This is a genomic window from Mucilaginibacter aquatilis (assembly GCF_009755275.1).
GTDB lineage: Bacteria > Bacteroidota > Bacteroidia > Sphingobacteriales > Sphingobacteriaceae > Mucilaginibacter > Mucilaginibacter aquatilis.
Window position 1 is genome coordinate 185454 of sequence record NZ_WQLA01000003.1, and the last position, 19253, is coordinate 204706.

At 36.0% G+C, this 19253-nt stretch carries 16 protein-coding genes; 13 read left to right on the forward strand and 3 right to left on the reverse strand.

All coding sequences use genetic code 11. The features are described 5' to 3' along the window. The first annotated feature begins 73 nt into the window (after positions 1-73). Positions 74-2266, forward strand: coding sequence for a DNA helicase RecQ (recQ, locus tag GO816_RS08625; protein ID WP_317163622.1), 2193 nt, complete (start codon positions 74-76; stop codon positions 2264-2266). A gap of 151 nt (positions 2267-2417) precedes the next feature. Here recQ and gap read toward each other — a convergent pair whose 3' ends face one another. After that, complete coding sequence (gene gap, locus GO816_RS08630; protein ID WP_157541273.1) at positions 2418-3413, reverse strand: type I glyceraldehyde-3-phosphate dehydrogenase; 996 nt, start codon at positions 3411-3413, stop codon at positions 2418-2420. A gap of 10 nt (positions 3414-3423) precedes the next feature. Then, positions 3424-4272: a hypothetical protein gene (locus GO816_RS08635; protein WP_157541275.1), complete on the reverse strand. Its 849-nt coding sequence runs from the start codon at positions 4270-4272 to the stop codon at positions 3424-3426. Positions 4273-4514: 242 nt separating this feature from the next. Here GO816_RS08635 and GO816_RS08640 point away from each other — a divergent pair, with 242 nt between their 5' ends. Then, a complete protein-coding gene (locus GO816_RS08640) occupies positions 4515-5216 on the forward strand; it encodes an NUDIX hydrolase (RefSeq protein ID WP_157541278.1) in 702 nt (233 codons plus the stop codon). Between the two features lie 40 nt (positions 5217-5256). Here GO816_RS08640 and GO816_RS08645 read toward each other — a convergent pair whose 3' ends face one another. Beyond that, on the reverse strand, positions 5257-6108 hold the full coding sequence (locus GO816_RS08645; protein WP_157541280.1) for an N-acetylglucosamine kinase: 852 nt from the start codon (positions 6106-6108) through the stop codon (positions 5257-5259). Between the two features lie 242 nt (positions 6109-6350). Between GO816_RS08645 and GO816_RS08650 the strand changes: the two genes are divergently transcribed. From GO816_RS08650 to GO816_RS08700, 11 genes are all read left to right on the forward strand, one after another. Continuing rightward, positions 6351-7685, forward strand: coding sequence for a nucleotide sugar dehydrogenase (locus GO816_RS08650; protein WP_157541283.1), 1335 nt, complete (start codon positions 6351-6353; stop codon positions 7683-7685). Between the two features lie 110 nt (positions 7686-7795). Continuing rightward, entirely contained in the window at positions 7796-8896 is a 1101-nt protein-coding gene (glf, locus tag GO816_RS08655; RefSeq protein WP_157541286.1) for a UDP-galactopyranose mutase, read from the forward strand. A 75-nt stretch (positions 8897-8971) separates the two neighbouring features. Continuing rightward, positions 8972-9817 (forward strand): polysaccharide biosynthesis/export family protein, encoded by an 846-nt coding sequence (locus tag GO816_RS08660; protein ID WP_157541289.1) that lies wholly within the window; start codon positions 8972-8974, stop codon positions 9815-9817. A 6-nt stretch (positions 9818-9823) separates the two neighbouring features. Continuing rightward, positions 9824-12211, forward strand: a complete 2388-nt coding sequence (locus GO816_RS08665; RefSeq protein ID WP_157541292.1) for a GumC family protein — start codon at positions 9824-9826, stop codon at positions 12209-12211. A 44-nt stretch (positions 12212-12255) separates the two neighbouring features. Next, entirely contained in the window at positions 12256-13695 is a 1440-nt protein-coding gene (locus tag GO816_RS08670; RefSeq protein ID WP_157541295.1) for a flippase, read from the forward strand. 16 nt (positions 13696-13711) lie between these two features. Further along, positions 13712-14482 (forward strand): glucose-1-phosphate cytidylyltransferase, encoded by a 771-nt coding sequence (rfbF, locus tag GO816_RS08675; protein ID WP_157541298.1) that lies wholly within the window; start codon positions 13712-13714, stop codon positions 14480-14482. A 13-nt stretch (positions 14483-14495) separates the two neighbouring features. Beyond that, positions 14496-15602 (forward strand): CDP-glucose 4,6-dehydratase, encoded by a 1107-nt coding sequence (gene rfbG, locus GO816_RS08680; protein ID WP_157541300.1) that lies wholly within the window; start codon positions 14496-14498, stop codon positions 15600-15602. Then, positions 15587-16042 (forward strand): dTDP-4-dehydrorhamnose 3,5-epimerase family protein, encoded by a 456-nt coding sequence (locus GO816_RS08685; protein WP_157541303.1) that lies wholly within the window; start codon positions 15587-15589, stop codon positions 16040-16042. Before rfbG ends, GO816_RS08685 begins: the two co-directional genes overlap by 16 nt. Positions 16043-16054: 12 nt before the next feature. Continuing rightward, positions 16055-16909, forward strand: a complete 855-nt coding sequence (locus GO816_RS08690) for an SDR family oxidoreductase (protein WP_157541306.1) — start codon at positions 16055-16057, stop codon at positions 16907-16909. A gap of 2 nt (positions 16910-16911) precedes the next feature. Further along, positions 16912-18264, forward strand: a complete 1353-nt coding sequence (locus tag GO816_RS08695; RefSeq protein ID WP_157541309.1) for a protoporphyrinogen/coproporphyrinogen oxidase — start codon at positions 16912-16914, stop codon at positions 18262-18264. Between the two features lie 15 nt (positions 18265-18279). Further along, entirely contained in the window at positions 18280-19233 is a 954-nt protein-coding gene (locus GO816_RS08700; RefSeq protein WP_157541312.1) for a glycosyltransferase, read from the forward strand. Positions 19234-19253 lie beyond the last annotated feature (20 nt).

Sequence of the window (19253 nt, forward strand, 5' to 3'; positions counted from 1 at the left end):
AATTTTTTGTTATTTTGTATTACTTAAGTTATATAATTAAGAAAAAACTTCATCTTTTCTCTAATATAAAATGATCGAAACAAAGAAGTCTCTTTTTGATAACCTGCAAAATTTTTTCGGATTCGATAATTTTAAAGGTGAGCAAGAAGCGATCATAACCAACATCATGGCCGGTAATGACACCTTCGTTATTATGCCAACCGGCGGCGGTAAATCTATGTGTTATCAACTTCCGGCCTTAATGACGGAAGGAACAGCAATTGTAATTTCTCCACTTATAGCCCTGATGAAAAATCAGGTTGACCAGTTAAGAGCTTTTTGTAACTCAGACAGTGTTGCCCATTTCCTTAATTCATCTTTAACAAAAACCGAAACAGCAAAAGTTAAAGAGGATGTATTAGCCGGCAAAACCAAACTTTTATACGTAGCGCCCGAATCATTAACCAAACAAGATAATATTGATTTTTTACGCCTCAACAAACTCTCATTTGTAGCAGTTGACGAAGCGCACTGTATTTCAGAATGGGGCCATGATTTTAGGCCCGAATACCGTAAGATAAGGCAGGTAATTGCCAACCTTGGCGAAAACATTCCTATCATCGCCCTTACAGCTACTGCCACGCCAAAGGTTCAGCATGATATTCAAAAGAACCTGCAAATGAACAATGCAACGGTGTATAAATCATCGTTTAACCGTTCAAACCTTTATTACGAGGTGCGGGCAAAGCGCAACGTTCTAAAAGAGATTATTAAATTCATTAAGCAGCATCAGGGTAAATCGGGTATTGTATACTGCCTTAGCCGTAAAAAAGTTGAGGAGGTTGCTGAAGCCTTAAAGCTTAACGGTATTAAAGCATTACCATATCATGCCGGCTTGGATGCCAAGGTGCGTGCCGAAACGCAGGATAGGTTTTTGATGGAAGATGCCGATGTTATTGTAGCTACAATTGCATTTGGTATGGGCATTGACAAACCTGATGTGCGTTATGTAATACACCACGATGTGCCTAAAAGCATGGAAGGTTATTACCAGGAAACCGGCCGTGCCGGGCGTGATGGAGGCGAAGGTATATGCGTAGCTTTTTACTCGGAAAAAGATGTAGATAAGCTGCAGAAGTTTATGAAAGATAAGCCGGTTTCAGAACGCGAAATTGGCACCCAAATACTTAAAGAAGTTATTGATTATGCCGAATCGGCGGTTTGCCGCCGTAAGCAGATATTGCATTATTTTGGTGAAGATTTTGATGCCGGTAAATGCAATTGTATGTGTGATAATTGCAGTTCTGACCGTCAGTTTTTTGATGGTGAGGCACAACTGCACCGTGCGCTAAGCATGATAAAGCAGTTAGGCGAGAAGTTTGATGACCATCACATCACCAGTGTGTTGATGGGTACTGATGGCCCGCATGTACATCATTATGAGCACCACTTGCTTGATATATTTGGTTCGGGCAAGGAAGATGGTGAAAATTTATGGCGGTCACTTATCCGCCAGGCCATGCTTGATAACTTTTTGTCAAAAGATATTGATAATTACGGTTTGCTGCGTCTTACCGAAAAAGGTCATGACTTTTTGGAGAACCCTTACAGCATTCGCTTTGTGCTTAACAAGCCGATGGAAGCTGCTGACGAGGATGACTCGGAAGATGGGCCTAAACAGGGTGGAGGAGCGCTTGATTCGCAATTATTGCAAATGCTTAAGGATCTTCGTAAAAAGATAGCCAAGCAAAAAAATCTGCCTCCGTTCGTCATTTTCCAGGATCCATCGTTAGAGGAAATGTGCACACATTATCCTGTTTCAACCGACGAGCTTAAGCAAATTTCAGGTGTTGGCGCAGGCAAAGCAGCTAAATTTGGTGGGCCTTTTATTGAGGTTATCAAGAAGTATGTTGAAGATAATGATATTGACCGTCCGGTTGATATGGTTATAAAAAGTGCAGCTAATAAATCAGCACTTAAAGTCTATATTATTCAGAACATTGACCGTCATCTTGATTTGGAAGATATTGCTGCATCAAAAGGACTTACGTATGAAGAGATTTTGCGTGAAATTGAATCAATAGTAAACTCGGGTACAAAGCTTAACCTTAATTACTACATTGATGAAGTGATTGATGAAGACAAGCAGGAAGAAGTTTATGATTATTTCCGCAGTGCAGAGATAGATTCAATTGATCATGCATTACTTGACCTCGGTATAAACGATTATACGCGCGAAGAAATTCAGTTGATGCGTATTAAGTTTATGTCTGAATTAGGTAACTAAACTTTCTTTTACAAAATAGGGGAGGAATTCATTTATGGATTCCTTTTTTTTGTGGCTGGTAGTATCGTAGGTAGGTATTTGGCCCTCTATAATATCTCATAAAAAAAGGCTGCAATAACTATTGCAGCCTTTTTCAATCTATTTATTAAGATTATAGTTTACCGATTTCCTGAACCAGGTCGATAATTTTGTTTGAATAACCCCACTCGTTATCGTACCATGATACTACTTTAACAAAGTTGTCATTCAAAGCAATACCTGCTTTGGCGTCAAAAATTGAAGTACGAGCGTCGCCTTTGAAATCTTCAGAAACAACTTCATCTTCGGTGTAACCCAAAATGCCTTTAAGTTCGCCTTCAGAAGCTTCTTTCATAGCAGCTTTAACTTCTTCGTAGGTAGCTTTGTTTTTTAAGCGAACAGTTAAGTCAACAACTGATACGTCGGCAACCGGTACGCGGAATGACATACCGGTTAATTTACCTTTCAATTCAGGTAATACCAAACCTACAGCTTTAGCAGCACCGGTTGATGAAGGGATGATGTTTTGGTAAGCACCACGGCCACCTCTCCAATCTTTAGCCGATGGGCCATCAACTGTTTTTTGAGTAGCAGTTACTGCGTGGATAGTACTCATCAAACCTTCTTCAATACCAAATTTATCGTTAAGGATTTTAGCAATTGGCGCTAAACAGTTGGTAGTACATGAAGCGTTTGATACAATGTGCTGATCAGCTTTCAGCTCTTTATGGTTAACACCCATAACAAAAGTAGGGGTATCATCTTTTGCCGGGGCAGACATAACTACTTTTTTAGCACCAGCATCAATGTGTTTTTGAGCGGTTTCCTGAGTTAAGAATAAGCCTGTTGACTCAATTACAACTTCAGCACCAACTTCATTCCATTTTAAGTTTGCAGGATCTTTTTCTGCAGTAACACGGATGGTTTGACCGTTTACAACAAGGTTACCGTCTTTAACTTCAATAGTGCCTTCAAACTTACCATGAGTTGAATCGTATTTTAACATGTAGGCCATGTAATCAGGCTCAACAAGGTCATTAATACCAACAACTTCTATATCTGGTCTTTGAATAGCAGCTCTGAAAGCTAAACGGCCAATACGGCCAAATCCGTTAATTCCTATTTTCATCTTGTTTTCTTTAATTTTTACTTGAATAGTAGGTTAATAAATTGTTTATAGGTTCTTTTAAAATAAGTGATATGGTAATACCCGTTTCATCAGCTGCTTGCTGTACATATGTTTTAAAGCTGGCAGCAACTGACCCTGCAAAGTAAATTTCCTCGTCAGGGTGTTGACGCTTTAAGGGAGCAACATAGGTATTGATAAGCAGTTTGAATCCTTCAACCAACACGTTTTGTATATATGGGTCGTTTTGATTGTCAGCGTAGAATTCTGTAAGTGAACTTAAATACAATGCCGGCTGACGTTGATGGTAGACTTTCTCTAATAAAGTACGCCTGTCGGCATCATAATGTTTAACAAAGCGCTTTCTTAAGTTTTCGGGTAGGGTTTCGTTAAGGTAAGCCTTTATTAGTTGCCTGCCTAACCAATTGCCCGATCCTTCGTCGGCAAGCACATAGCCCAGGCCGTAGTTATTGTCTTTAATTTTTTTGCCATCAAAATATGCTGCGTTTGAACCGCTGCCGCATATGCAAACAATGCCTGATTTATTTTTACAACAGGCTATTGCAGCACCAAGCATATCATGATCAACCGATACACGCGCATATTTAAAAAACGAGGCAAAGCTTTCGCTCACCGCATCTCTAAGCGGATTGTTCAAAACACCGGCACCAAAAAAATAAATACGTTTAATTTCCTCGGCGTGGTGTATGAGGTTTATGTTTTTATTAAGTAGTTGCGTAATATGCTTTCTGTCGTTAAAAAAAGGATTTATGCTGCTTGTCTTAAATGAAGCCACAGTGCGGCCCTTGTCGGCTAGCCGCCAGTCAGCATAATTAGAACCGCTATATATAACTGCAACCATGTATTGTATAGCTTTGGTAGGCGCGCAAATATAACAACTTTGACGGCTTATCAATCTATAAATTCATCTCAATTGTGTAATTTTTACACCATTATTTATTATCAAATAACAGCTACTTATATTAACTCTATTTTTCGTAAAAATTGTATAACAATATGTATAAAAATGTATACTTGCATATAACTATACTAAGAAAAGCATTTAGGCGTAAGCGGCCTTTCACTAAAAACCTTTAAGTAGTCTTGGAAGAAAAATTGGTTAAGTTTGAATCGGCATTCTCGATTGATTGTGTAATATTCGGGTTTGAGGCTGGTGAATTAAAGATTTTGCTTATTGAACGGAAAGATAATCCATTCAAAGACTGGCTGGCCCTGCCCGGCGACCTTGTAAAAAATCATGAAGGGATAGAGGAATCAGCCGAAAGAATATTATATGAGCTTACCGGTTTGCGGGATTTACATATGGAGCAGTTCCATACTTTTGGCGATGTAAACAGGCACCCACGTGGGCGCATCATTACGGTTGCCTATTACGCTTTAATACGCATTGACGGACAGCGTGAACTTAAGCCAGGTAATTTTGCAAAAAAGGCACTTTGGCACAGCGTGAATGATTTGCCTAAGCTAGCCTATGACCACACCGAAATTTTTAAAACCGGTTTTACTAAGTTAAGAAGGCGCCTAAGTTACCAGCCTATTGCTTACGAATTGCTGCCCGAAAAGTTTACGCTCACCCAGCTTCAGCAGTTATATGAAGCTATTTTGAACAAAAAACTTGACAAGCGGAACTTCCGCAAAAAAATGTTGAGCTACGGATTTTTGAAAGAGCTTGATGAAAAGCAAAAAAACGTATCATTCAGGGCAGCCAAGTTGTATAAATTCGATCGAAGGAAATACAGCAAAATTTTCCAGAACGAACTCGGAGTTGATATCGATAATCCATAAAAAAAGCGCTTAAAAAGCGCTTTTTTTATGGTGAGTTTCATTATTCATTCTCAAGGTGGAATTTCACCAAGTTATCTATAGGTGAGCGAATGATGTTGCCCATCTGCATGCCGTTTTCTAAGACTACTTCTTCTAACACATTGCGGAAATTGTAACCTACCGAACCAATACAGTTGAAAGTGTAATTTTTATAGTTTGGATAGTGGGTAACCAGATTGCGGAAAAAATCCTCAAATGATGATTTTACCAAATTGCGCATGTACTCTAAATGAACATTGCTGTTATCGTAAACAAATTTACTAAAGCCGGCACAAAAACGGTTAGCCAATGGCTGCGAGTAAACTCTGTCGTTCACGTCATCGGGTGTTAAATGGTAGGTTTCCCAAAAAACTTTACGTACACTTTCGGGCATATAGCCGCGTAAATAATCAACCAGCAATTTTTTGCCAATGTAGCAGCCGCTACCTTCATCTCCTAATATATATGCTCCCGAATCAATGTTATGTGCAACATCATACCCATCATAAATACATGAATTTGTTCCGGTACCTAAAATTGCAGCAAATCCTTCTTTACGACCTAACAATGCACGCGCTGCAGCCAGTAAATCATGACCTATGTTTATTTTAGCTTGGGTAAATACGCGGCTCATGCCATCTTTCACAATGTTGCGTTTTTCGTCAGTAGAACAGCCCGCACCGTAGTAATTAACTTCCGTAAGTTTGTCTTTATCTAAATCGGTAGGCAAATTATCAGTTAACGACTTAACTATATAGTCGCTACTTACAAAGTAAGGATTATAACCTTCGGTATTAAAGTATGATTTTTTCCCCTCGTCATTAACAAGGCACCAGTTTGTTTTTGTTGAGCCGCCGTCGGCAATTAATTTCATAAGGCTTTTATAATTAAGTCGGGATAAATGTAAAACATCCCAATGTTTAAAAAAAATTAAATGATGTAAAAAATACACTATGTGCTATAATTTTTTCGGAAATCGATTTAGAGTCAACTGCCAAAAAAATGTTTCTCTTCTAAAAACCTTTTTTTATCACCAATGTTTTTCGTGCATTAATTAAGGTAGTAAATAAATAGCTCTATATTTGCAACATCTACCTTACGTGCTCCTGTGTTAGAATGAACGAACAAAACGATTCTCTGCCTTTATATAAATCGGTCAATTTTGATAATGTATTAATAGCTGTTATTGGCTTAGGATACGTTGGTTTACCCTTAGCAGTTGAATTTGCAAGCAAGTTTCCTGTTACAGGTTTTGATCATTCCGCATTCAGAGTAAATGAGTTGTTAAGTGGTTTTGACAAAACCCAGGAGATACAAGGCCAGCAACTTAAAGCCGTTATCACCGATAACCTTAACACGAAAGGCTTATACGTAACTTCAAAGGCTGACAGTCTTGCCGAAAGCAATATTTACGTTGTAGCCGTACCAACGCCTACGGATAAGCACAACCGCCCTGATTTACGATTGATAAGGGAAGCAAGCGAGACCGTTGGTAAATATTTAAAGCCGGGAGACTTGGTTGTATACGAATCAACGGTGTATCCGGGAGTCACGGAGGAAGTTTGTGTGCCAATACTTGAGTCAACATCAGGTTTAAAATTCAATATTGATTTTTTTGCTGGTTATTCGCCTGAACGTATAAATCCGGGAGATAAGGTACATACGCTTACTAACATTGTTAAAGTAACCTCAGGATCAACCCCGCAGGTTGCCGAATTTGTAGATCAACTTTACAAAACGATAGTGCATGCCGGCACTCATAAGGCGCCCAGTATTAAAGTTGCTGAAGCTTGTAAAGTGATTGAAAATTCGCAACGGGATATCAACATTGCCTTTGTAAACGAAATTGCAAAAATATTCAATATCTTAAATATTGATACGCAGGCCGTATTGGAAGCCGCAGGTACCAAATGGAACTTCCTCAAATTTAAACCCGGATTAGTAGGAGGGCACTGTACCGGTGTTGACCCATATTACCTGGCACAAAAGGCGCAGGAGGTTGGATATCATCCCGAAATTATTTTAGCCGGCCGCCGTATTAATGACGGTATGGGAACTTATGTGGCCCAGGAAGTGGTGAAGTTGATGATCAAAAATAACGTTGCTGTAAAGAATGCTGATATACTGATATTGGGTTTTACATTTAAGGAGAACTGCCCCGACGTAAGAAATACAAGAGTTATTGATATTATACGTACTTTAGAAGAATATGATACGACTTGTGATGTATATGACCCCTGGGCAGATCCTGCAGAAGTTAAATTTGAGTATAATCAATTGATATATCGCAACATTGATGGATTAAGTAAAAGGTATGACGCTATAGTTTTGGCAGTTGCACATAGCCAATTTTTAACTTTAGATATCAATGCATTAAAGCGTCAGTCAAATTCAGTACTTTATGATATCAAAGGTGCTCTTCCATTAAGTACAACAACTAGTAGATTGTAACGAATAAAATAATTTCATTATAAGCACTTTAATCCACATTATAAATAACATCCTAAGTACATAAAGTAATCGTTTCTTATAATACTTAGTCTACACCATATAACAATTGAATGAACAAGCCATACGATTATCTGATAGTAGGATCTGGAATATATGGGGCCGTGTTTGCCCATGAAGCAAAAAAGAAAGGTAAGCGCTGTTTAGTGATTGACAAACGTGACCACTCTGGAGGAAACGTTTATTGTGAAAATATTGAAAACATCAATGTTCATAAATATGGAGCACATATTTTCCATACTAACGATAAATTCATTTGGGACTATGTAAACTCTTTTGTTGAATTTAATAGATATACCAACAGTCCGCTGGCAATATTCAAAAATGAACTGTATAATTTGCCGTTCAATATGAACACTTTTCATCAATTATGGAAAGTTACAACGCCTAATGAAGTTAGAGCAATTATTCAATCTCAAATAAAAGCGTCTGGTATTGTTAATCCGAAGAATCTTGAAGAGCAAGCTATATTCCTAGTAGGTACTGATATCTATTATAAGTTAATTAAAGGCTACACAGAAAAGCAATGGGGAAGAGATGCAAAAGATCTTCCCTCATTCATAATTAAAAGATTGCCCGTACGCTTCACTTATGATAATAACTATTTTAATGACAAATATCAGGGTATACCTGTTGGCGGATATAATAAATTAATCAATGGTTTATTAGACGGTATTGAAGTCAAACTGAATATCGATTATTTTGATGACCGCGAGAAGTGGAATAATATTGCCGAAAAAATTGTGTTCACAGGTAAAATTGATGAGTTTTACAATTATCAGTATGGCTTGCTGCAGTATCGTAGTTTAAAATTTGAACATGAAGTTCTAGATACTGATAACTATCAAGGTAACGCAGTAGTAAATTATACTGAACGCGATATACCTTATACCCGAATTATAGAACACAAGCACTTTGAATTTGGTAATCAGCCTAAAACAATAATTACAAAAGAGTTTCCGGAGGAATGGAATCAAAAGAAGGAACCTTATTATCCAATTAATGATGCTTATAACATGGAAATTTATAAAAAATATGAAGCACTAGCACAACATAACAATAACGTTATTTTCGGAGGACGTTTAGCTGAATACAAATATTATGATATGCATCAGGTAATTGGTTCAGCATTGAAGAAAAGCCAGTCAATTTAAATTAAAAAGTTCACTAAATATAGTACAGCCTTATTGGGTTAGTATTAAAAAAAACACATTATTTTTGAAAAATACATGACTAATACCTCTATTGTGCTTTTAAAAAATTTGTTCATCAAATTTAGGTGGCATTTTACATTAGTGCTTCTAATTTCCGTGTCATCCTGTTCTTCTATCAAAAACACTAAATACTTTAGTAATATTTCTGATACTCAAGGTGTAAGTAATTTAGAAAACATAGAATTTTTAGATCCCCAAATATTACCCGACGACATTCTTTCGATTAATATCCAAACAGCAGACCCCAATGCTACTCAGGTGCTTTCAATGGGTAATATCCAAAATTCGGCAATAGGAGCCACATCAACTGGTAGTACTGGAAGTCAAACAGTTACAGGCTATCTTGTTGATCATAGTGGGTATATTGAGTTACCAGTGCTGGGCAAAATTAAGGTGAATGGTTTAACTACGGAACAAGCTCGGGAAGTCATACGAAATCAAGCTACTAAGCTTTACAAGGATCCTACAGTAAATTTAAGATTTGCCAATTTTAAAATAACTATTTTAGGTGAAGTAGCTAAGCCTGGAACCTATGTTGTATCTAATGAAAAAGTTAACATTTTAGATGCTTTGGGTTTAGCTGGAGATTTAACAATTTATGGTAAACGTGAGAATATCGTTTTAATAAGGCAAGAGGAAAATGGAACCCGGAAGTTGATCAAATTGGATTTAACAAAAAGTGAAATTTTGAATTCGCCATATTACTACCTTCGTCAAAACGACTACTTATATATTGAACCAAGCAAATCAAAGATTGCATCGTCTGACGCTATTCAAAACCGTAATATATCTATAATTTCTGCTATTGGTGCTTCATTAATTTCGGTGCTGGCAATTTTATTAAGTACAAACAAACTATAATTAAGAATGTACCAAAGTTCAGATTCAAACCGAAATAACACTTCGCAAAACTTGAATACACCGGTAGAGGAAACATTTGACTTAAAAGTCATTATTGACAAGGTCGTAAGTAACTGGTTACTTTATTGTTTATGCATATTAGTATGTTTTACTATCGCTGTTTTATACGCTAGTTATTCGTCACCTGTTTGGCATATAAAAAGTAAGATTCTTATTAATAATGATAGCGATAATTCTCAAAGTGTTTTGGGAGGCGGTATGAACGGAAGTATCAGTTCGCTATTCTCGCCCAAGAGCAGTGCTGATAACGAACTTCAGGTGTTAAGATCAAGAACATTGATGGAAAAAACAGTTGCTGCAATGCAACTGAATGTTAAGACCTACTTAGTTGATGGTTTAAAAAGCAGGGAGATATATAACGAATCACCTTTTATAATCAATGTAATTTCGAAGGTGGATACTGTTTTAGAAAGAACTTACGTAATTGATGTTCAAAGCAATACTAGCGTTAGAATTACGAACGGTGACGAAGACATAGATATTACCAGCGAGTTTGGGCGTAATATCAATTTGCCTCAACATACTTTAGTAATTAAAAGGAGGAACGGATTCCCTTTGGCAAAACAGTATAAGTTGAAAATTCAAGCCACTGACGCAACTGTTGATGACTTTTCAAAAATTTTAAGCGCAGAACTTTCTGATAAACAAGCTACCACAATTGACTTAAGTATTGAATATTACCATCCGGCTAAAGGGGAGGCAATACTCAATAAATTGATGCAGTTATACCTTTTATCTAACTTACAAAACGAAAAACAAATCGCTGACAGTACTATTGCTTTCATCGAGTCAAGGATAAATCTTGTTTCAAAAGAGTTAAATAACATAGAAAAGCAATTTGAGATTTATAAATCACAAAATAAAATAGCCAATATTAGTGAACAGTCTAAAAGTCTTGTAACTAGTGCTAGTGGATATTATGACAAACTAGCTGAACAGGACATACAGTTGAATATAATTAATGACCTAGAGAGAAATTTAAGTAATCCGAAAAATAAAAATATTATTCCTAGCTCTTTAGTTAACTCATCAGACCAAGCGTTAGCTGCCGCTATAAATAGTTACAACGAGTTATTAATAAACAGAGATAGATCTACTTTGTCACTTACTGACGACAATCCGATATTGCTTAACATTGATAAGCAAATTAATAACGCTAGAATAAATATACTCAAAAGTATATCGTCTTATAAAGAGAGCTTACAAATAGGAAAGAAACAATTACAAAAACAAAATCAAAATCTTACAGGTCAAATTAAGGAATTGCCTAATAAAGAACGCAACTACCTTGATTTTGCACGCCAACAAAATTTAAAGCAGGAATTATATCTTTTCTTACTGCAAAAGAGAGAAGAAACTGCAATCTCGAAAAATTCTACATTATCAAATGCAAGAATTCTTGATACGGCCAAAAGTGAATTTAAACCATCTAAACCCCGCAAAAGTATTGTATGGTTAGTTGGTATTATTGTAGGGGTATTATTACCGTCACTCTACTTGATAATTAAATCTCTAACCAAGACACGCATCGAATCAAAGATTGACATTGAGCATGAGACTAGTGTTCCAATCTTAGCTGAAATAGGTCATAACAGCGATAAAAACAGTTTGGTAACCGGATCGAATTCCAGGTCTGTTATATCAGAACAATTTCGAAGTTTACGTACTAATTTGCAGTTCATACTCGAATCATCTAAGTCAAACGTTTTACTATTTACTTCAAGTATGAGCGGCGAGGGCAAGTCATTTTTGTCGCTTAACATAGGTAGTGCCTTAGCGTTAACAGGAAAGAAGGTAGTATTCATGGAGATGGATTTAAGAAAGCCGAAACTATCAGAAAGCTTAGGTTTGACAATAGATAATGGATACACACAATACGCAATTTCAGATGACGAAAAATACGATTACAAAAAGTTACTAAAATCTTTAAGTTTTAACTCAAATTGTTATCTGATATCTTCCGGTCCTATACCGCCTAATCCGGCCGAATTATTGGAAACTCGTAAACTCGATGAACTAATGAGTTATTTAAGGGCCAATTTTGATTATGTTATTATTGATTGTGCTCCAATTGGCTTGGTTACAGATGCGCAAATGCTGGAAAGACATGCTGATTTGACTCTATATGTAACACGAGAGCGATATACATATAAATCTCAATTGTCTATAGTTGATGATTTGTACGTTAATAAAAAGGTAAAGAAAGTTTACATAATTATAAATGATGTAAAAATGAATAAAACTGGGTATTCTTCTTACAAGCAGGCTTATGGTTATGGTATTGAAGAGGAAGGCGTTATGTCAAAATTAAAGTTTTGGAATCGTAACAAATAATGACTGTATTACTTGAAAAATTCCAACTTTTTTTGAATCACTAAATGTTTAAGAAAAACTTACTTTATAACATATTACTTTCTGTAAGCCAGTTTTTATTTCCTTTGGTGAGTTTTCCGTACGCTTCAAGAATTCTTGGACCAGAGGGTATTGGCAGCGTAACTTTTGTGGACAGCTTTACTCAATATTTTCTTATATTTTCTGCTTTAGGCATACCGCTGTACGGTATTAGAGAAATAGCTAAAAGTAATAACGACGAGTCATCGCGAAGCGCAATTTTTACGGAACTTTTAACTATTCATATATTATCCACTCTTTTATATGCTATTATATACTTTTTAATGGCGTTAGCCATACCTGCCTTAAGGTCCCAGTTACCGTTGGTAGGTATTGGTATAATAATAATGTTCTCAAATATTTTTTCTTTTGAATGGTATTTTCAGGGTTTAAATGAGTTTAAATTTATTGCAGTACGCACAATAAGTGTAAAAGTTATCTCTATTGTTTTAATGTTCATATTGCTTAGCAAGCATTTAGGCACTTACATTTATTATGGAGTTTTAGCGAGTGGTTATGTACTAAACGCCGTTGCCAATATTTTTACAATTGGTTTCTATAAATTTAAGTTTTCAGCACTTGGAGAATTAAAAAGGCACATAAGGCCGCTTATTGTGATTCTTAGTTCTACGTTGGCTATAAGTATCTATACCTTGATGGACAATATTTTTTTGGGTTTCATGAAAGGTAACACTGCTGTTGGGTATTATTCTACTGCACTGCGTATAATTAAAATACCTTTTACTCTCATAAGTGCAATAAGCACAATTACCATTACGCAAATGAGTCAAGCGTATAAGGAAGCTGACATGTCTAAGATGCAATTGCTAATTAATAAATCTTTTACATTTTTGTGTGTTGTTGGTTTCCCAATTGCAATCGGATTAATCATAATATCGCATTTTCTAATTAGTATTTTTGCTGGAAGCCAATTCCTCGCTGCCGCTCCTTTGATTTCCATACTAGCTGTTAACGTTGTACTGGTTGGCTTAAATAATTTGTTTGGTATTCAAATTCTTAATTCAATAAATAAAGAATCGTTATTGTTAAAGGCCGTTGTAATTGGAATGCTTGTAAGTGTTTCATTTAACCTCGTTCTTATCTATTTTTATTCCTATTTTGGAGCTGCAATTACAAATGTTATAACAGAGATTATTGTTACTGCAAGTACATATATTCTAGCAGTTAGAAATGTCAAATTTAAGCTCGATTTAAAAATACTTTATCACAGTTTGTTTGCTAGTCTTTGCTTTTTTATAATTCAATTCCTAGCTAATCGCATGGCGTTAGAATACTTGGTGAAGAATTTTTTGACAATAGCTTTATGCGCCACATTCTATATAATATACATGTTCGTTATCGCTAACAATTATTATATAAATAATATAAAAGAAATTTTATTATCTAAATTGAAATTTACACATTAATCAACATCGTATCCTTATGAAAGTAGTGATTTTAGCTGGAGGTCTTGGCACTCGATTATCCGAAGAAACAACTTTAAAGCCCAAACCAATGGTTGAAATTGGTGGCATGCCTATATTATGGCATATAATGAAAATTTATTCTGCTCATGGCTATAATGATTTTGTTGTTTGTTTAGGTTATAAAGGCTATGTTGTCAAAGAGTATTTCAGCAACTATTTTCTTCACAAATCAGATGTTACTGTCAATCTAAAAGATAATTCTTTAGAAGTACACGACTCGCAAGCGGAACCTTGGAAGATTACCTTGGTAGATACCGGGAATGAATCAATGACCGGAGGACGCATAAAAAGGATACAAAGACATATTGGTGATGAACCATTTTTGCTCACATATGGTGATGGCGTTAGTGATGTTGATATTACGGAGTTGGTCAAGTATCATAAATCACATGAGAAGTATTGCACGGTTACCGCTGTACAACCTTCGGGCCGCTTTGGTGCATTAAACATCGGCGATAATAATGAGGTCTTTTCATTTTTAGAAAAACCTAAAGGTGACGGATCGTGGGTAAATGGGGGCTTTTTTGTATGCCAACCTGAAGTGTTTAATTTTATTGATGGCGACGCAACTACTTGGGAGCGTGAACCAATGGAAAATATTGCGGCTCAAGGACAAATGCAAACTTATAAGCATGACGGTTTTTGGAAACCTATGGATACTTTGAGGGATAAGCAAGAACTGGAAGCCGAGTGGAATTCAAATACAGCTAAGTGGAAAATTTGGTAAAAAAATTATAAATATGTTTAACAATATATACCAAGGTAAAAAAGTACTTGTAACAGGACATACTGGATTCAAAGGTGGATGGCTAAGTCTATGGCTTAAACTTATGGGAGCTGATGTATATGGAATTTCTGACGAAATTTATGCTGCTCCATCCTTATTTGAAGTTTCACAAATTGAAAGTCAAATCACCTCTTATTTGGCTGACATTAGAAATCTTGAAGAGATAAAATCTATAATAGGAGATATTAAACCTGATTTTATTTTTCATTTAGCTGCTCAACCAATAGTAAAAAGAGCATATTTAAATCCAGTTGAAGCGCTTGAAGTTAACATTATGGGCACTGCCCACATCTTGGAGGCCATAAGGTTGCTAAATAATCCTTGTATTGCTGTTATGATTACAAGTGATAAATGTTATGATAACGTTGAATGGATATGGGGTTACAAGGAAACTGATTACTTAGGTGGTAAAGATCCGTATTCGGCATCTAAGGGTGGGGCAGAGCTTGTTATTAAAACCTATTATCATTCTTATTTTAAGAAAACCGATCATATTAAAATGGCCTCTGTAAGAGCCGGAAACGTTATAGGCGGTGGTGATTGGGCAGCAAATCGTATCGTTCCAGACTGTTTCCGCGCTTGGGCAAACAATGAAAAAGTAATTATAAGAAGTCCTTATGCTACAAGGCCGTGGCAACACGTGCTTGAACCTTTGAGTGGATACCTGCAAACAGGGCAATTACTTGCGCAGCCAACCAAAAACAGCATAAATGGTGAGGCTTATAATTTTGGACCGCCGGCTGAGCAGAACCATACTGTATTAGATCTTATAAACGAGCTTGCAGTAAATTGGAGCAGTAATGACATACAAAATATACTACAGGTAGAACCATCAGATTTTGTTGAAGCAGGTCTTTTAAAATTAAATATAGATAAGGCCCTTTTTGATATGAATTGGAAGCCAACGCTTAATTTCATAGAGACCGCTGAGTTTACCACTAACTGGTATAAAACGTATTATAATAATAAATCTGCCGATATGTTAACTCATACGAATAATCAGATAGAGGCTTATATACAAATTGCAAATAAGAGAGGCATATTATGGGCACAGAAATAATCTCTGGTGTATATTTCACTCCACTAGCACCCATAGTAACCACAGGTGGTAGCGTAATGCACGCAATTAAAGGTCTTGATCAGGATTTGCAGCAATTTGGTGAGTGTTACTTTTCTACGGCCGATAGCAAGAGCCCAAAAGCCTGGAAAAAACATTCACAAATGGTATGTAATTTATTTGTGCCATATGGCGCAGTAAAATTTGTATTTTTTGATGATAGGGAAAATAGTGAAACGTACGGAAAAGTTGTGGATTTTACCTTATCGCGCCAAAATTATGGACGTTTAGTAATTAATCCGGGAATATGGTTTGGCTTTTCTGCGATTAGTGAATCAGAGAGCGTTATTTTAAATATTGCAAATATAAAGCATGAGCCCTCAGAAAGCATCAGGCTTGACCCATATGATCTTACAATTCCTTATAAGTGGAACTTTGACTAATAGAAGCTATTAATGAAGATATTTTTAACCGGTTCGTCGGGCATTCTAGGTACAGAGTTGCTAAAAATTGCAGAGCAAAACAACCATACTATTTTACATTTTAATTCATCGAACATTGACCTGTCTGACTTTTCGCAAATTTTGGATAGGGTTAATAATTTCAAACCAGATGTAATAATACATTGCGCAGCTATGACCAATGTTGATTTATGTGAGGATGATCACGTAGCTGCATTAAAAATAAATGTACTTGGTACGCAAAATTTAGCCATTGCCTCCACGCGAAACAATGCCAAAATAGTTTACATAAGTAGTTGTGGTGTTTATGGAAATGGTAAGGTAACACCATACAACGAACTCGACAGTACTAATCCTATAAATTACCACCATTTTACGAAGCTTGAAGGTGAAAAACGAATCAAAGAACATAGTAAGGATTATTTAATTGTTAGGACCGGTTGGCTTTTTGGTGGTTCTAAAGAGCATCGTAAAAACTTTGTTGAAGCAAGGCGTAACGAAGCTTTAAAAACGGCTGTCTTAAACAGTGCTATTGATAAGAAGGGTTCACCTACTTATACATTGGAGTTAGCCAACCAAATATTCTTTTTGCTTAATAAACAATACGCGGGCACTTTTAACATAGTAAACGAGGGTAGTGCAACCAGGTTTGATTATGTATCAGAAATAATTAAGCTGCTTGGGCTTAACAATGAAATCAAAGGTGTTGATTCGAATCTTTTTCCACGTAAGGCAAATATGCCAGATAACGAATCTTTGGAGAATATGAATCTTAATTTGCACCAAATTAATCAAATGAGTGACTGGCGCACTGCTTTGAAAAGTTATATCACAAATACCTACTATTAATTATGGTTGTAATACTTGGAGCAGGTTTAAGTGGTTTAAGTACTGCTGATCATCTACGAAAAAAAAATATTGAATTTGAAATATTCGAAGGCAAGTCTCATGGAGGCGGTCATATTCATAGTGAAAATGTAGGTGGTTTCATATGGGATGAAGGACCGCACGTTTCATTCACCAAATATGAGTATGTTAAGGAGTATTTTGAAGCTAATTGTGACGGGAAATTTTTAGAGTATGCTACTGCTCCAACTAACTATTTTGAGGGTAATTGGATTCCACATCCAGCACAATCAAACATGTATGCCATCCCGGAACCCTTGCGAAGTCAATGTATAGATGATGTACAAAAAGTAAGAGCGAACAAAAGCGATATAAATGCTCAAAATTATCAAGAGTGGATTGATTACGCTTTTGGAGAAACGTTTGCAAAAGTATTTCCAAAAAGTTACACTAAGAAATATTGGACGACGGATCCTCTGAATTTGACTACCGACTGGATAGGCAAAAGAATATACTTTCCTGAAATTTCGGACATGGTTGGAAGCGCTCTAGCTCCAATTTCAAAACATACGCATTATATAACTAAGGTACGTTATCCGCAAAATGGCGGTTTTTACTCTTTTATAAAAAAAGTAGAAGAGGGTGTTAAAATTGAATACAATAAAAAGGTACAGTATATTTCATTTGCAGATAAAAGAATAGATTTTGCTGACGGAGAGCATAAAGAGTTTGACACCTTAGTCAGTACTTTACCTTTGCCAGAAATGATTTTAAATAGCGATGCTCCTGAGGACATAAAGTTGTCAGCAAGCATCTTAAAATGCTCGCAGGTTTTAATCGTCAACGTTATTGTTAATCATGAACCACCGGTGGATAACCATTGGATTTATGTATATGATGAAGCAATGTATTCAACAAGAATTAATTTTACTGATTTGTTGGCTCCTAATAATGGTTTACCTGGCAAGACCGGAATACAAGTTGAAGTGTATTTTTCCGATTATAACAAAAACACAGAATCAATAAAGGTTATAGAAGATGCAGTACTTGATGAATTGTTGACAATGAAACTTATAAAATCCCGTGATGCTATTGATTCATATCATAGCAAGTGGATAAATTGGGCTAACGTAATTTTCGACAACAAAAGGGAAGCTGCTCAACAGGAAGTTTTAAACTGGTTAAGCAGCGTTGGGCTTGTAAGGGAGGAAGATGATTTGTATCCCATGACCGATTGGGATTTAAAGCAACCACAGAAATTAGGTAGCATAATTTTAGCCGGACGTTTCGCTCAATGGAAATACTACTGGACAGATGATTGCGTTCTACGTGGTCAGTACATCAGTGAATGCATATAGTTATATAAAGTAACAATGAAAAAGATACCAATACTACTGGTTACAAGAGATAGACCTACTTTACTTGAGAAAGTATTGGATAGGCTTGTAAAGTTTACTGACTGGGAAAAGTTTGATTTATGGATACTCGATAATAAATCAACTGCTGCGAACAAGAAAATCATTAACATGTTCAAGTACCGGTTCCCTTTTATAAATATTTATGCCACAGAATATAATCAACTGGCTTTAATTCAAAATGAAGTTATAGCAAAGCTTAAAGCTGATTTTTATATTAAAATAGATGACGATATTCTTGTAGGAGAGGGTTGGACTAATGGTTTTGTTGGCGTTTGCGAAAGAAATTATGACAAAATGAGTTTTGGATCAGTTGTGCTACCCATAAACGGATTTGGTTGGGTTCCTTTCCTGGATATTATGCACCTGAGAGAAAAGTTTCAAAACGAATTTCCAGACACTAGGATCAATCAGGACTGCATGGATGTTGCGGTATTTAAAGACAAAGCTGTTAATGAATTTATATGGAATCATTGCCTGAATCTTGATGCAACTGTGGAAACGTTTATTTCAAATCAAAACGGATCATTCAAGGATTTGATTTGCCCACATCGTTATTCAATTGGAGCAATTGTATTTACCCATAAATTTTGGGAAACAATGGGTGGATGGAAAGTGCAGGCCAACTACGAAAGCAATATCAAAAAACAAATTAAATATCAAAAAATCGCGGAATTCCTGAAAAATAAGCGAGGTATAGTAGAAAAATACAGTAGGTTAAATATGCTTGCCGACTTACTATCTAATACTTATCAAGGCATATTAGGTTACGAAGAAGAGAGTGTATTTGATTATAGCCAGGAAAAAGGACTCATCATTCCTGTCACAACTCAAAGTATTGCTTTTCATTTTTCTTTTGGGCCTGTTGATCAGTATTTGATGAATACAGTATATCATAAAATCAAGTTTTAATGCTTAGTGCATTTTGTATC

What these genes read in the sequence shown, in the direction of transcription:
- GO816_RS08685 (WP_157541303.1), top strand. Translation starts at nt 15,587, where the DNA reads ATGGGCACAGAAATAATCTCTGGTGTATATTTCACTCCACTAGCACCC.
- GO816_RS08700 (WP_157541312.1), top strand. Translation starts at nt 18,280, where the DNA reads ATGAAAAAGATACCAATACTACTGGTTACAAGAGATAGACCTACTTTA.
- GO816_RS08660 (WP_157541289.1), top strand. Translation starts at nt 8,972, where the DNA reads ATGACTAATACCTCTATTGTGCTTTTAAAAAATTTGTTCATCAAATTT.
- GO816_RS08695 (WP_157541309.1), top strand. Translation starts at nt 16,912, where the DNA reads ATGGTTGTAATACTTGGAGCAGGTTTAAGTGGTTTAAGTACTGCTGAT.
- rfbF (WP_157541298.1), top strand. Translation starts at nt 13,712, where the DNA reads ATGAAAGTAGTGATTTTAGCTGGAGGTCTTGGCACTCGATTATCCGAA.
- GO816_RS08670 (WP_157541295.1), top strand. Translation starts at nt 12,256, where the DNA reads ATGTTTAAGAAAAACTTACTTTATAACATATTACTTTCTGTAAGCCAG.
- GO816_RS08690 (WP_157541306.1), top strand. Translation starts at nt 16,055, where the DNA reads ATGAAGATATTTTTAACCGGTTCGTCGGGCATTCTAGGTACAGAGTTG.
- GO816_RS08665 (WP_157541292.1), top strand. Translation starts at nt 9,824, where the DNA reads ATGTACCAAAGTTCAGATTCAAACCGAAATAACACTTCGCAAAACTTG.
- GO816_RS08650 (WP_157541283.1), top strand. Translation starts at nt 6,351, where the DNA reads ATGAACGAACAAAACGATTCTCTGCCTTTATATAAATCGGTCAATTTT.
- rfbG (WP_157541300.1), top strand. Translation starts at nt 14,496, where the DNA reads ATGTTTAACAATATATACCAAGGTAAAAAAGTACTTGTAACAGGACAT.
- glf (WP_157541286.1), top strand. Translation starts at nt 7,796, where the DNA reads ATGAACAAGCCATACGATTATCTGATAGTAGGATCTGGAATATATGGG.
- GO816_RS08645 (WP_157541280.1), bottom strand. Translation starts at nt 6,108, where the DNA reads ATGAAATTAATTGCCGACGGCGGCTCAACAAAAACAAACTGGTGCCTT.
- gap (WP_157541273.1), bottom strand. Translation starts at nt 3,413, where the DNA reads ATGAAAATAGGAATTAACGGATTTGGCCGTATTGGCCGTTTAGCTTTC.
- GO816_RS08635 (WP_157541275.1), bottom strand. Translation starts at nt 4,272, where the DNA reads ATGGTTGCAGTTATATATAGCGGTTCTAATTATGCTGACTGGCGGCTA.